Raw genomic sequence first — 13,966 nt, forward strand, 5'->3', positions numbered from 1 at the left:
TTTGGACATCACTTGAAAAATATACGTATAAAAGTTTATATAAGAATTTTTTTCATGACCCTCATCGCGTTACCACCTGCAACTTTTTCAATATCTTCATTCGAATAATTCTGCTTTATAATCCAGCCAATCATATTTTTCATAGCTTCCGATGGATTTTCCAGTCCCTCTACATAAGGTGATTCTGTAAAATTCTCTCCACTATGTGAAGCAGAAATTCCTAACATATCATCAAATGCATGTTGCAAAGCTACATGATCACCAAAGAACGTATCCGGACCTAAGCCAACATGATCTATTCCTACTAAGTCTATTAGGTATTCAAAATGTTCCATTACGGAATTTATGGAATGTTTAGGGGAACTTTTGGTTAGCGTCGTATTAGGTGCTGCACAGACACCTATAATTCCACCCTTATCCGCACACGCCTGTAAAACATGGTCTGGCTTCATTCTTGGAGTATTCCATAAAGCACGTGCTCCTGCGTGAGTCATGAGTACAGGATGCGAGCTTTCTTCAATCACATCTAGGCTCGTTTGGTCTCCGCAATGTGAAATATCGATAATCATACCTAATGCATTCATACGATTTACTACACGGCGACCGAAGTTTGTTAATCCGCCGTCACGCTTTTCAACAAGTCCTGAGCCTAGTGTATTTGATTCGTTATATGTAATCCCCATGCAACGAATACCAAATCCATATAAAATGTCTACACGATCTAACTCATTTTCCAAAATACTTGCAGCCTCTAAAGAAGGTAAAAGCGCTGTTTGTTTTAATTGCTTTGCTTTCGTTAAATCATCGTACGTCCGGGCAATAGAAACTGTGTTTTGGCGTTGGATGTCTGCGTATCTCATTCCCAAAAGATAAATTACATCGTCCCATTTCAAACCATTTTTTGATGTAATAGTTGATATGCCATCCATGAAATTTTCAAAGATAATATCTATACCTGACTTCGCTATCCCCTCGTAATGAAAAAACGTATGCAGCTCTGAACAATATGGTAGAATATCTTCATATTTTTCAGGAACGATAAATCCGTGATCCCTCAGCGATACGATAGTGCTTGTTGTCATAATTTCATGTAACTTATTCTCTTCACTTGATGTTAAATGAAGAGAATAAGTAGGAACACGATTTAGATCTGTCGCCAAGGCATACTTTTTATAATCCTTGTTCGCTTTCAAATAGCTAAACGACGTATACCCCTCGTATTGTTTTATATTCATTACTTTTGGATAACCTGCTTTTTCTTCTCAAACTGTTCTTTCAATGGGAATGCTTCTTGCCACTTTTTCTCTTTGTCATCGTATAGACCTTCACTATATAACGTCTTGAGCGATTCATTTTCCAATAGCATCGGACTTTCACCCTGTTGGAATGCTTTCGCTTGTTGGAGAAGGATCCGGCGCATATGGATGATTGGCAAATCACTCGTCCCTAGTCGTTCACGTGTACGATCGACAATCGTCCCCATTGTTTCTGTCGCTGCGTGGTCTTGGTTCGCAATTCCACGAATCCCTGTAAAGTTCCCCGTCTTTTGCAGTTCACGGTCTTGATTATATTCCACATCTGCATTGACCACTTTTCTTAGATCCTCATCCAATGTCAAGCCACGGCGTGCATGTTGTGCGGCTACATCGATCTCTCGGTCATGCGCAAACTGCACATCCCACGTCCATGTGCTATGGTCATCGCGTGGAACGAATGCATGCCACATGCCGTCTTCTCCGCCAAATCGTGGAGGATATGTGTAGAATGGGAAGATATAATGTATTTCCATGAACGCATTCTCTTCTTCTGTCCCAATCCCTACCGCAATGCATCGCTTCCCATAATTCGTATCCTGTACCGACTGTTTAACTGGCGGATTCTTTACTAGTGGGTGATTCGGGTCAATCCCTAAATCACTGCTTAAAATTCCTTCTTCCACTTCCTGGGTCGCATGGGCTTTATGCAAGAACGCCGCATGGACAAAATCCAAGTCGTTTTCCATTGCCTGTGCATAGTTACACTCTTGCCATACACGTTCCACTAAGTTGTTTTTGCGCGGCAGTCCCATCCAGTAGAAGTCCGGGAAATCTGGTTCTGATTCTTTTGGTCCCATATACGTCCATATAATACCGCCTGCTTCTTTGGTTGGGTAGCTCTTTAACTGAATAGACTCTCTAAATTTCCCATCAGTCGGTTCAGAAGGTATTTCCGTACATTCTCCGTCTGTATTGAATTTCCAGCCGTGGTACATGCATCTCAATCCACAGCCATCATTGATCCCGTAGTACAGTGAAGTTCCACGGTGTGGACAACGCTCATCGACGAGTCCCACTTTTCCTTCCGTGTCTCGGAACGCTACTAAGTCTTCTCCGAGTAGTTTGACACGTTGAGGTTTACCGTCACTGATCAGCTCTTCCGTTTGAAGTGCCGGAATCCAGTATCTACGGAAAACTTCTCCCATCGGTGTTCCTGCATCAGTTTGTGTTAGTAGTTGATTATCTTCTGGTGTTAGCATGTTATTTCCCCCTAGTCGTTTAATATAATTAACGTCAATCATTTCATCAAATACAAATTGAAATGATAGCGTTTTCATTTCGTTTTGTTATATAGAAACTATTTGTAGTCACTTTATTAAATAAAGCCTTTTATCGGTTGAACTCCTAAAAGTACTGAACCTGCACCGTCATACATACTTTCGTTCAAAAATGCATGTTGTGTTACAACTAGTGCATCTCGTAAATAGCGCTGTAGAGGATGTCCATCATAAATCGCTGAAGTTCCTGCGAGTAAGTATGCTGATTGTACAGCACTCGCACCTTCACGTGCTGCTTGTGCTGCAGCTAGTCGCAACATACTTGTTTGATCATCTGAAACGCCATCACCACTGAGGATTGAATTCCAAGCAACTTCTGTAGCCTCATAGAAAAAGGCACGCGCGGATCTCAATTTAGCTTCTGCTTTTGCTATGGAAATTCGTACATATGCACGATCTGCCATTTTCGGTGCGCCCGTAATACCAGAACGTCCTGCCATTAAAGAGATTTCATTAAGCGCTGCACGAGCTACGCCTAGATTGACTACTGCCAATACTTGCGCTGCATAAGCAATCGAAGGGAATTGAGAAATTGGTTCTTCAACAGACGGCGTGCCACCACGTATAAAAGTCCACTCGTCTGGTACAAAGACATCTTTCACATGAAGATCATGACTTCCTGTCCCACGCATCCCAATAACTTCCCAATTGTCTACAATTTCTACATCTTCAGGTTTTAACACAGCAGTTAATGGTTTTCCTCCTTCGCCGGTACCAATCCCTACTCCAAGAATATCCGCTCCCTTACAGCCGCTCGCGAACTTCCATATTCCATTTACTATCCAGCCCCCTTCCACTCTTTTGGCAGGCTGAACCGGAAACAATCCTCCGGCAAATGCAATATCTGGGCTTTCCGCGTAGAGGGTAGCTAATGTCTCTTTAGGCAACGCTGCAAGATAGACTGCGGCAGACCCAAAGCTTGCTACCCATCCTGCTGAACCGTCAGCTTCTGAAATCTTTTCAATCAACTCCAAAAACTCCATGGGCGAACTAGCATCTCCGCCAAAGCACTGTGGTGAATGGGCACGATACACTCCCATTTTCTTCAGTTTCGCTATCATATCTTTTGGTACGTAGCGCTTCTCTTCGAATTCTTCTCGTCGATCGCGAATTTCTTGCAATATTTGATTAAGCTGATTTTGAGTTTGACTTTGATCTTTTGTTTGAATAGTCATATTTCCATCCTCCCTATAAACTACCGTTGCATGTCATGTATACGTCTTGTATTAATGATGTATATATTTTATTAAGAATCAAACATTGAACGAAGTCACAGATTTTTGTGGTGAAGAAACTTTCTTAGTCTAGCTTGTGAACCATCTTACTTATTAAAAAATTACCTAGTATTTATAGTAAAGCATTCGCAATATTTAAACTACTACACATTAGGTCTAAAAATATTAATTATTCTGTATGATTAGTATTTAAAGAACATGAAATACTTTAATGATAAAATAGTATTTATACCTAACTTATATGATGGATTATAAAATACCATTTATTATTTTTATATCTAAAAGTCCTAAATTAACTTTTATTCCATTAGTTATCTATATAAAAAATCACTTTTTTAAACGTTCGACTAGTTGTAAAAGCTCTTGATCTGGACCATTAAACAGTATCATGCGACCGCCTTCTAGTGTAGGTTGGGGTCGACTCGTTAAAAAATTAATCCCTAGTCTTTCGTAGTGTTCGATGGATCGATCAATGGACTCCACAGTAAAAGCAAGATGGTTTACTATTCCATTTTCATTATATTTCTCAATGGGATCAAGATCTCTAATTAGTTCGATTTCAGTCTCTGGATATCCTTCTACGTAAAGAAATGCAAATTCACGTGTAGCACTCTTTCCACGTAACCTTACGACAAATCCAAACATTTTCGAATAAAAATCTACCGAACGATCCATGTTTGTTACTATAATTCCTGTGTGTTCAATTTTTTTTATCATCATATTCTCCTTTGATCATTAGTTATTCGTGGCTTTTCAATAATTGGTACAAAAAAATTAATCTGAACCGAGAAACATCTCGTTCCGATTAATTTTTTGTGGATTATATATCATAACGTGACAGAGACTATTTTCTCTTCACTCTTATCCATAACACTCGTGCTGTGTGGGGCTTGTACTTTAGAACTAGGATCGATGTATACTTTTGCATTACTGACCGCAGTAGGGGCTTCTCCAAAACCAGTGGCAATAAGCTTCACTTTCCCTTCATATGTACAAATGTCTCCCGCTGCATATATTCCCGCAATATTCGTCTCCATTTTTGAGTTAACTACGATACTATTCTTCTCGATTTCAAGACCCCACTCTTTAATAGGGCCTAATTGAGAAATAAAACCGTAGTTTACTATTACGTCGTCTACTTCAATACTCTTTGTACCTTCACCTTTTACATGTTCTAGAACGACGTGTTCGATTTGAGTTTCCCCGATGAACTCTTGCGGTACATAAGGAGTCATAATCTTAACTTTAGAATTTTTAAGCAACTCCACACTATGCTCGTGCGCGCGGAATTTTTCACGTCTATGGGTGAGTATTACTTCTTCAGCTATCGGCTCCAGCATAAGAGCCCAGTCTACTGCAGAATCTCCTCCGCCAAACAACTGAACTTTTTTTCCTGCAAATTGCTGCATATCATTAACAAAATAATGCAGATTTTCCCCTTCATATTTATCAGCCGTGTCGATTCCGAGTTTTCTAGGATTAAATGCACCATTTCCTGCTGTAATGATAATCGTTTTTGAAAAATGAACTGAATTATTCGTCAAAATTTTAAACACTCCGTCAGGTTGTCTCTCCAACGTTTCGACTGCCTCATTTAATACTACGGCTGGATCAAATTGATTCATTTGTTCTGTTAAATTATCAATTAATTCTTTCCCAGTTATTTTAGGGAAGCCCGCTACATCATAAATATGTTTTTCTGGATATAATGCAGAAAGTTGACCACCTAGTTGTGGTAAGCTTTCTATAATTTTCACTCGTGCTTGACGTAATCCAGCATAAAATGCCGTAAACAAACCTACTGGACCTCCACCAATAATTGTTATATCGAACACTTCATCTTTCTCGTACATTTAACCACTCCATTCACTTTTCTTTTCGTTAGTCAGACTAGGTACTTTACACATGTGCAAAGAAAAGGTATTTTCGTCTTTGGACAGACTAAAATACCTGCTTGGTTTACTATGCAAATGGCAATACTTTTACATAGCCTCTTCGTACTTCAGTGCGTTTCCATGGAATGGCGTATCTGAAATTTTTATGGATTCACTAGGACATCCTTCATATGCATCTTCCAAATCATCATAAAATTCCTCTGGGACTTCAACCATCCCTTCATTTTCATCAATTATTACGTAGGATACGCCGTCATCTGTATGGTCATATAATTCAGGGGCAACTCCACTACACGCTCCACAGGCAATACAAGTCTCCTGATCAACAATCGTATATTTCGCCATTATATCTCACTCCTATTTTGAAGAGATTTATTCTATGTTCTATATGTTTATATTTCTTTAACCACCAGTATTTTTTGTGCTTTCTATTTTCTTCTCAAACTGTTCTTTCAATAGGAATGCTTATTCCAGTATTATGCTAATTCTGCTTGCGCAACCTGTTCGATCTTTCCTCTAAAGAAAAGCAACGGTTCAGCTACATCGTCATAGGAAGCTCTTTTTACATGGCCCGTTAGGATATAATGATCTCCGCCTTCGATCACTTCAGCTACGTCACATTCAATAGTAGCGAGGTTTCCATTCAGCAAAGGAACACTGTCTTCCGATAGGGTGTAGGAAGCCCCTGCAAATTTATCTTCCGTCCTCTTTGCAAAACGCCAGCAATCTTCTTCCTGTCCTTTCTGAAGAATGTTAATCGCAAATGGAACATCTTTTTTCAACGTTTGCAAACTGCTGGATTTCTTATCTATACAAACTAATACCAATGGCGGGTCTAATGAAACAGAAGAAAATGCATTTGCAGTCAACCCAATTTTTTCACCTTTATCAGTAGTAGTCGTAATGACTGTCACACCCGTCGCGAAGTGTCCTAGGGTATTTCTAAATTCTCTTGCATCCATAGTTATTCCTCCTCTAATTTATGTGCGTTTGATTTTTCCAAGCAATAAAAAGATTTGCAGGGCCATTTGTATTTCAAAACGGCTACTTGAATTTGAAAGATCCACAGAAAGTAATTCTTCAATCCGTAAAATTCTATATCTCATTCCACTAATAGAAATAGACATTTCACGTGCAGTTTTATGCAGATTAAACTCGTTTTGAGAGTAGTAAAAGAGCGTTTCTAATAGCTCAGAGTTCTTTTTCTCATCATATTCAAGTATTTCTTTCAGCTTTTCTTTTGCGAACAATTCCAATTCTTCCGGTTCCCTCGCATGTAGGAACAATGTCAAATTTCCTAATTCATTAGCTAGAATCACACTGGAATCTTTTGATCTGTACTTTGCCAACTCAACAGCTTTTTTAGCTTCTTTCATTCGGTTATGGAAATCCTGAATTTTTTCTGTAATATCACTAATTCCAATAGCCACTTGCTTGTCTTCCCTATCTATTTTCTTCAATAATCGATTTCCGAATTCCTGTATCGTTATCTTCTCTTTATCAAGATACTCTTTTGGTACAATAGTCTGGATTGTATTGAGTTTAGTAAGGACTGGAATATTTACTGTGTATTTATTTCCTCCCTGAAACAGATCAGTCAGTTGATTTCTCACTTTTAAATAGTTGACATTTGCATAAAATTCTTCTTCTATGTTTCGATCATTTATTTCAATGTAAATGATGTAATGGGGACGGTTTAAGTCATATCCTAAATATGAGAACCTATTGTGGATCTCCCCGACATCTTTGTTCTTTCCATTAAATAATTGCTCAAGCAGTTCTCCCTTAAGTCTTTGCTCTGTCTCAATTGCCACACGCTCATTCTGCATATATAAAGCAATCACTACAGCTACTCTTTCAAGTAAATCCACATGAAAATTATCAGCTCTTCTGTTCAATGTTACTGTTATAAATCCAAAAATATTATTTTCAAGCAAAATCGGTACGGTTAACAAAGTAAACGTCTTGTCTTTCAGCTCTGTTTCTACATACTCTGGAATATTTTCTGTTTTTTCTTCCCAAAAATTTACTGCCGACATTTTCTCTTCCAATCCCGGATTACCTCGATAGGTACCGAGTGTTTCGTAATATTGATTTTCTATCAACACGGAAGAGTGTAGACTTTGTCCCAAAATTTCAGCGAACTCCTTGAAGCTTCCTCCTTGAAGCATTGCCTTTGTAAGATTACGACTTACTGCATACCCTGTCTCTAGTCTGTCTTTTTGACGTTCTATACGCCTATACATTTGATCCAGTTCGTCTGACATGTCTTCATCTTCGTAGTAGAGGAGTTCTTCGGTAATTTCATCTCCCCATTCTTCTATTGTTTTCCCAATATAGCTACAATGTTCATCGCCTTTACCTTTGCACTTCACTTCTTTAAAAATAATTTTTTTCCCCATACATTCACTTGTATAGCCGCTTGCATAACCAATTAAGAAATAGCAGATGGCCTCATTGCTCATTGGGAAATATTCTAAGTGTTGCTTGACTTCTGCAGAATCTATCCAGTAGCCAGAGACATTGAAGTTCCCTTCTTCCATATCGACATTGAAGTGTTCTGGATAAGATAATGCCCTTCCTGTCAAATCATGCATTTTCGACCCTGCAATCAGCCATTCTAATTCACTATTCCAATCAATTCTTTCTTTTAGAATACGAGCCTCGTGCATCCCTGTTCGGTATGCGTACCTTAAAATAAAGCGTTTAGCTCGTTGAATGCCAAGAGCGTTGATGAGATCAGTCCGAAGTACTCCCCACGCATCCATGCTGCTCAATGAAAAGTTTAGATCTTGCAGTCTTTCTCCAGGCTTCGTGGAAATCGTCAACATATTATTCAAAGTGAATTCATTCGCTTTAAGCTTCAACATAATCACCTGCGCAATGCATTATGGATAAGTGCTGTGCAGCAAAATCAGAAAGGCTCTCCGTTACCCCTTTTTTTCCAAACTGTAAATAAAGCTTTTTTTCATTGTAAAAACCGTGCAACAATAGGTAGTTCAAATATTGATCCATTGCTTTACGCCTAGAAACGATATCTTTTAAGCCATAATCAAATAACCAACTATCTATTACATTAAATATTCCTTTGTTGATTGAGTAACTCTTCGCACACCAGTCAAAAAAACGTCTATCAGGTAAATGAAAAAGTTCGTCAATTTGCTCTTGAGAATTCACTATATTCAGTTCAAATGCATACATATTTGACACCTCCTTATTTACTTTGCAGAAAGTAGAATTCACAAAAATGTAGCTTCGCTCCATCTTTGTGAATATTCTACTCTCCGCACATTATAAACGTCTTCAGTTGATAGCGCTTTCAATACTTTGTTAATTCAAATTTGTATATCCTACGATATAACGTTTTTTGCCTATTATCGTTATCAGTTCTTGCGCATTACAAAGTCTAAGCTTGCTTCCACATGATCTCCTACATCTTCAAACTTTGTCAGCAAGTCTAAGCGAACGCCATCTGCTACGTCTTCTTCTAACCAAACATCATCATCAGGGAATACTTGAGTAATTAGCGTTTCATGACCTTCCGCCTCAAACATTAAATGCAAATGGGCCGGACGCATTGGTTGCTTATCCGCATATTCCAAAAACTCTCCTGTAGGACCATTTGTCGGAATTGGATAAGGAGTAGGCATAATCGACTTTACTTTGAAATCCCCATTTTCGTCAGTATAGAAGTGACCTCTTAAATTGTACTTCGGTGCAACGGAGTCAAACGCAGAATACGTAGCATCCGCATCATTTTGCCACATTTCCACTTTAATATTACTTAGCGGATGACCGTCGACGCTACTGACATTTCCTTTAAAGTACAATACTTTTCCTGCTTCGTCAGGGCGTTGCGTGAGTACAAGTGGTTCACAATTTTTAGATTCGATCAAGGGCGAACCTTCAATGTAGTAAGGTCCTAGTAGCGACGGTTGCGTTCCTGGCGTATCTGTATACATAGCTCGGAGTACGTGTGACTCTAAAAATACGTCTGCAAACAGTGGCAGTTCGCCAGTGCGACCTAACCGATCCGCCCAGTTCACAAAGTTTGTATACTCTTCATGGTTTAGTTTCGCCTCTTCGAAAAATGCTTGGATATGTTTTACGAATAAATCGAAAACCTCTACGACGCGATCATTTTTTTTAATTGCTTCTTTTTGCATAATCTAGTCCCCCTGTTTAAATTATTTCCATGTTTTGAGATAGCGTGAATCTGCAAAAGAGTTTGAATATTTCTTCTACAGTTACATCTTAAGGGAATCTAAACAGCAATTCAACATATGTTTAGGTTTAACTATACGCAATAATAAGACATAATCATACTAACTTTTTCGTAGCTTTTAATATTAGTTTTATTGAAGATAAACCTGGAAAAGCATAAAAAAACAAGCATAAAAGACTCACCGGTCTCTACGCTTGTTTTCTTACTAAATTCTTCAGAATATGCTGAGAAAGAAACTCGTCCAGTCTTCCAGCTCATTACTTTAAGAACTTACTTTCACTACGTCATTTGTAAGCTTTCCGAATGTACCACCAAAATAAGTTAAAGCATCGCCTTCATTACTGACAAACTCCTGAACTTCTCCTACAAACAACACATGATCTCCGCCATCATATTCTTGCCATGGCTTACATTCAATATGCGCAAGAGATTCTTCAAGGCGTGGAGCGTGTTCACCTTCTACCCATGTAAAAGGAGCAACTTCTTTCGGGCGGCCAGCGAAATGCATCGCTACATCTTCTTGTGTAGATTTTAAAATATTTACTGTGAATGCATTATTTTTCATATGTTCAAATGCTTTCGTTTTACGATCGACTGATACTAAAACTAGCGGAGGATCAAGGGAAACAGATGTGAAAGAGTTTGCTGTTAGTCCATGGAATCCGTTTTCTGTTTTGCATGTCACGACGGTTACGCCTGTTGCGAATTTACCCATACAATTTCTAAATTCTCTACTATCCATTCATATAACCTCCTATATTAATCTAATTATGCATTAGTTACAGCATATGGTTTCCTGCCAAGTAAATAATAAGCTTGCTCAATATTTTGATGTTTAAATAATTCTCGAATTCTAGTGGAGGAGATGACTTCGCCTTCCGGACACGTAACGACAGGGTGTTGAAAAGCAGTAAAATGTTCAGCCAAATCTACAATTGAACCACTTTTACCTTTACCGAAATTAAATTCCGGACCGACCCATACTTCTTGAGGATTCACTAGACGTAACTCATCTATAAATTCTTTCACACTTCTTGAAGCGTATGTTTGATCAAACGAGGCGAAGACAGTATAGGAGACACCTAACTCTTCTAGAAACTTCTTCTTTTCAGACAAAGGAGTTAAGATCGATTGATTTTGGAAATAGACTTTAGGTGGTGGATCAAATGTATAAACAACCAATGGCACTCCATAACTATCCGCACGTGCTTTAGCATTTTTTATCAAAGCCTGGTGTCCCCTATGAATACCGTCAAAAGCACCAATCGTTACGACGGACTGATTCAATTCTAATTGATTGTTTTGTAAACAAATCATACTAGTCGCCTCGCTTTCTCAATTATTTAAAGGAGGAGAACCCCCTCCCCTATGTCACTTATTCAGCGCGCATTACAAAATCCAATGAAGAAACTTTATGACCATCTTTTTCTTCTATTTTCGTCATCAAGTCCAAGCGTACTCCATCTGCTACGTCCGTCTCTAACCATTCATCGCCTTCGAAAAATACTTGAGTGATTAGTGTTTCGTGACCTTCTGCTTCAAACATTAAATGTAAATGGGCAGGTCGCATTGGATGCTGATCTGTGTACTCCAAAAACTCCCCTGTTGGTCCGTCTGTTGGAATCGAGTATGGGAGGGGAACTATCGTTTTCACTTCAAAATCCCCGTTTTCATCTGTATAGAAATGTCCTCTAAAGTTATATTTCGGTGCATCTGAATCAAATGCCGAATATTTTCCAGAAGCGTCATTCTGCCACATTTCCACTCTTGCTTTGGCAAGTGGTTGTCCATTTGTACTGCTTACATTTCCACTAAAGTACATGACATCACCAGGCTCATCAGGACGTTGAGTCAATACAAGTGGTTGTCCAGGTTCAGCTTCAATTAGAGGAGTTCCCTCGATGAAATACGGTCCAAGCAGTGAAGGCTGCGTGCCAGGCTTGTCTGTATACATCGCTCGTAACACATGACTTTCGAGAAAGACATCCGCGTATAGCGGTAGTTCTCCGGCACGTCCTAGACGGTCAGCCCAATTTACGAAGTTTGTATACTCTTCATGGTTTAAATTAGCTTCTTTCAAGAAGTTTTGTACGTGAGATATGAATAAATTAAAAACCTCTTCTACGCGTTCGTTCTTTTTCGTTTCTGACTTTATCATTGTGATTTCCCCCTAATTTTTTCTATTCAACTGCTCAGAAATTACTTTTTACTATATGCATGTACATCATCGTTATTAACCCAAGTCGGATTTACCCAGCCATCTAAATCGTAATCATCTAAACACTTCTGTACAAAGTCTTCGAATTTTTGCGCTCGACCACTAGCTTTTGCTGTCGTTAGATTTTCTAGGCGAATATTTTCGTTGTTTCCTGAATAGTTTCTTTCGTATAACTCATGACGACCACCGTACTCTGTCCCAATTGCATCCCAAAGTAGTTTGATCACCTTGATTTTCTCTTCTGCATCGATACCGTTCGATCCACGATATAATTTATCGATGATCGGGCGCAGTTCAGGATTCTTGAAGTCATCAGCACTGGATGGTTGAACGATCAGACTTCCTGCGACAACCGTTTCCACAATATTTTTCACATGTGACCAGCCATCAGACATGAATACACGATACGCTAACCCATATTCCAGATTTGGCAAGACCGTGTTATGGGCGCCTTTTTCAGGATTCAATGCCATTGCATCACTTATTGCCCAGAACATATTCCGATAAGCAATCACTTCACCGATTTGAGCTTGCACTCCACGGAATGAATCTGTTCCATTCCCACGTAACGCTTTAATAAGTAAACCGGAAATGAAGTCTAGCTTCACTGCAAATCTTGTTACACCATGGAATGTTAAGCGATGCAAAAAGCCGCTTTCCGCAAAAAACGAATTTGCTTTTTCAATATCTTTATATACGAGAATATTTTCCCATGGAATTAAAGCGTTTTCAAAAACAAGTACCGAATCATTTTCATCAAATCGACTGCTTAACGGATAATCGAACGGGCTACCCGTTACTGCAGCATTCATTTCATAAGATGCACGACAAACCAATTTAATACCTGGTGTATTCATATCAGCGACGAATACAAGTGCATACTCTTCACTCGGAATGGCCAACGCACCGTAATGAGCTACAAAGTTATAGTTAGTAAGTGCAGATCCGGTAGCAACCATCTTAGCTCCACTCACCACTACGCCTTCTTCAGTTTCTTTAACAGCATGAATGAATACGTCTTTCACTTCATCAATTGGTTTGTCCCGATCAACCGGTGGGTTAATGATTGCATGGTTGAAGAACCAGTTCTTTTCTTGTACTTCTTTATACCATCTGCGGGCATTGTCAGCGTACTCTCCATAATACTCCGGGTTTGCTCCCAACGTCGCTAAGAAAGATGCTTTATAATCTGGTGAACGTCCCATTTGTCCATAAGACATTTTAGCCCATTCAGCAATTGCGTCGCGTGTTTTAAATAAATCTTCAGGTGATTCATCTGGTACAAAGAAGCGTTGTGTATAGCCACCATTGCCAGTATCTGTTTTCCTCGTTAATATATCTTTTTTTTCAGGATCGTGTAATGCGTCATAAAGGCTAGCGATGGAACGAGCGCTATTTCTAAAGCCTGGATGAGTTGTTACATCTTCAACCTTTTTACCATGTAGCCAAATTTCACGATTGTCTCTTAAACTTTCAAGGTACTCTGCTCCAGTCAATGGTAATCTAACTGCTTGTTTTACTGTCATTTAAATGCCTCCCTTTTTTTGTAACCGCTTACTAATCTGAATATTACATGCATTTGAGACTATTCGTAACTGCAAATATCTATTAATAATCCAAATATGACTAGCAGTTTTTGTGGGGGTAGTGTTCAATGGCGGGTTCAAGAGGAAGACACTGGCGCTATCGGTGCGCGAAGTTTCATGAAGCCCGCTTTTACTCACAAGAAGGCAGAGAAAAAGGGGTGCTTTTTCTCTGCCTTCTTTGTTTGAATAGCTTATCGGAAACATTCTTCTGTTG

14 protein-coding genes are annotated in these 13,966 nt (G+C 39.0%); all 14 read right to left on the reverse strand.

Translation table 11 applies throughout. The features are described 5' to 3' along the window. Nucleotides 1–35: 35 nt before the first annotated feature. A complete protein-coding gene (locus DV702_RS11115) occupies nt 36–1,235 on the reverse strand; it encodes a dipeptidase (RefSeq protein ID WP_114924823.1) in 1,200 nt (399 codons plus the stop codon). Next, nucleotides 1,235–2,515: a Rieske 2Fe-2S domain-containing protein gene (locus DV702_RS11120; RefSeq protein ID WP_114924824.1), complete on the reverse strand. Its 1,281-nt coding sequence runs from the start codon at nt 2,513–2,515 to the stop codon at nt 1,235–1,237. Before DV702_RS11120 ends, DV702_RS11115 begins: the two co-directional genes overlap by 1 nt. Before the next feature lie 116 nt (nt 2,516–2,631). Next, nucleotides 2,632–3,768 carry an acyl-CoA dehydrogenase family protein gene (locus DV702_RS11125; protein WP_114924825.1) on the reverse strand — a complete coding sequence of 379 codons (1,137 nt, stop codon included), beginning with the start codon at nt 3,766–3,768 and terminating at the stop codon, nt 2,632–2,634. A gap of 387 nt (nt 3,769–4,155) precedes the next feature. Beyond that, nucleotides 4,156–4,548: a VOC family protein gene (locus DV702_RS11130; RefSeq protein ID WP_371682707.1), complete on the reverse strand. Its 393-nt coding sequence runs from the start codon at nt 4,546–4,548 to the stop codon at nt 4,156–4,158. Nucleotides 4,549–4,655: 107 nt separating this feature from the next. Continuing rightward, nucleotides 4,656–5,681, reverse strand: a complete 1,026-nt coding sequence (locus DV702_RS11135) for an NAD(P)/FAD-dependent oxidoreductase (protein WP_114924827.1) — start codon at nt 5,679–5,681, stop codon at nt 4,656–4,658. Between the two features lie 129 nt (nt 5,682–5,810). Next, nucleotides 5,811–6,068: a ferredoxin gene (locus DV702_RS11140; protein ID WP_114924828.1), complete on the reverse strand. Its 258-nt coding sequence runs from the start codon at nt 6,066–6,068 to the stop codon at nt 5,811–5,813. A 131-nt stretch (nt 6,069–6,199) separates the two neighbouring features. After that, a complete protein-coding gene (locus DV702_RS11145) occupies nt 6,200–6,685 on the reverse strand; it encodes a flavin reductase family protein (protein ID WP_114924829.1) in 486 nt (161 codons plus the stop codon). An 18-nt stretch (nt 6,686–6,703) separates the two neighbouring features. Then, nucleotides 6,704–8,593, reverse strand: coding sequence for a XylR N-terminal domain-containing protein (locus tag DV702_RS11150; RefSeq protein WP_114924830.1), 1,890 nt, complete (start codon nt 8,591–8,593; stop codon nt 6,704–6,706). Then, complete coding sequence (locus DV702_RS11155) at nt 8,580–8,924, reverse strand: RNA-binding protein (RefSeq protein ID WP_114924831.1); 345 nt, start codon at nt 8,922–8,924, stop codon at nt 8,580–8,582. The genes DV702_RS11150 and DV702_RS11155 overlap by 14 nt, the downstream gene beginning before the upstream one ends. Nucleotides 8,925–9,106: 182 nt before the next feature. Further along, the gene (locus tag DV702_RS11160) at nt 9,107–9,889 is read right to left on the reverse strand and encodes a dioxygenase family protein (protein ID WP_114924832.1); all 783 of its coding nucleotides are present in this window, start codon (nt 9,887–9,889) and stop codon (nt 9,107–9,109) included. Between the two features lie 321 nt (nt 9,890–10,210). Then, the gene (locus tag DV702_RS11165) at nt 10,211–10,690 is read right to left on the reverse strand and encodes a flavin reductase family protein (protein ID WP_114924833.1); all 480 of its coding nucleotides are present in this window, start codon (nt 10,688–10,690) and stop codon (nt 10,211–10,213) included. Nucleotides 10,691–10,716: 26 nt separating this feature from the next. Further along, nucleotides 10,717–11,265, reverse strand: coding sequence for an FAD synthetase family protein (locus DV702_RS11170; RefSeq protein WP_114924834.1), 549 nt, complete (start codon nt 11,263–11,265; stop codon nt 10,717–10,719). A gap of 58 nt (nt 11,266–11,323) precedes the next feature. Continuing rightward, nucleotides 11,324–12,106 carry a dioxygenase family protein gene (locus tag DV702_RS11175; protein WP_114924835.1) on the reverse strand — a complete coding sequence of 261 codons (783 nt, stop codon included), beginning with the start codon at nt 12,104–12,106 and terminating at the stop codon, nt 11,324–11,326. 41 nt (nt 12,107–12,147) lie between these two features. Continuing rightward, the gene (locus tag DV702_RS11180) at nt 12,148–13,692 is read right to left on the reverse strand and encodes a 4-hydroxyphenylacetate 3-hydroxylase family protein (RefSeq protein WP_114924836.1); all 1,545 of its coding nucleotides are present in this window, start codon (nt 13,690–13,692) and stop codon (nt 12,148–12,150) included. Nucleotides 13,693–13,966 lie beyond the last annotated feature (274 nt).

It is taken from the genome of Sporosarcina sp. PTS2304 (assembly GCF_003351785.1).
Lineage (GTDB): Bacteria > Bacillota > Bacilli > Bacillales_A > Planococcaceae > Sporosarcina.

Bases quoted from the DNA above. Each gene is read 5' to 3' on its own strand.
- DV702_RS11115 (WP_114924823.1), bottom strand. From the start codon at position 1,235: ATGAATATAAAACAATACGAGGGGTATACGTCGTTTAGCTATTTGAAA.
- DV702_RS11120 (WP_114924824.1), bottom strand. From the start codon at position 2,515: ATGCTAACACCAGAAGATAATCAACTACTAACACAAACTGATGCAGGA.
- DV702_RS11125 (WP_114924825.1), bottom strand. From the start codon at position 3,768: ATGACTATTCAAACAAAAGATCAAAGTCAAACTCAAAATCAGCTTAAT.
- DV702_RS11130 (WP_371682707.1), bottom strand. From the start codon at position 4,548: ATGATGATAAAAAAAATTGAACACACAGGAATTATAGTAACAAACATG.
- DV702_RS11135 (WP_114924827.1), bottom strand. From the start codon at position 5,681: ATGTACGAGAAAGATGAAGTGTTCGATATAACAATTATTGGTGGAGGT.
- DV702_RS11140 (WP_114924828.1), bottom strand. From the start codon at position 6,068: ATGGCGAAATATACGATTGTTGATCAGGAGACTTGTATTGCCTGTGGA.
- DV702_RS11145 (WP_114924829.1), bottom strand. From the start codon at position 6,685: ATGGATGCAAGAGAATTTAGAAATACCCTAGGACACTTCGCGACGGGT.
- DV702_RS11150 (WP_114924830.1), bottom strand. From the start codon at position 8,593: ATGTTGAAGCTTAAAGCGAATGAATTCACTTTGAATAATATGTTGACG.
- DV702_RS11155 (WP_114924831.1), bottom strand. From the start codon at position 8,924: ATGTATGCATTTGAACTGAATATAGTGAATTCTCAAGAGCAAATTGAC.
- DV702_RS11160 (WP_114924832.1), bottom strand. From the start codon at position 9,889: ATGCAAAAAGAAGCAATTAAAAAAAATGATCGCGTCGTAGAGGTTTTC.
- DV702_RS11165 (WP_114924833.1), bottom strand. From the start codon at position 10,690: ATGGATAGTAGAGAATTTAGAAATTGTATGGGTAAATTCGCAACAGGC.
- DV702_RS11170 (WP_114924834.1), bottom strand. From the start codon at position 11,265: ATGATTTGTTTACAAAACAATCAATTAGAATTGAATCAGTCCGTCGTA.
- DV702_RS11175 (WP_114924835.1), bottom strand. From the start codon at position 12,106: ATGATAAAGTCAGAAACGAAAAAGAACGAACGCGTAGAAGAGGTTTTT.
- DV702_RS11180 (WP_114924836.1), bottom strand. From the start codon at position 13,692: ATGACAGTAAAACAAGCAGTTAGATTACCATTGACTGGAGCAGAGTAC.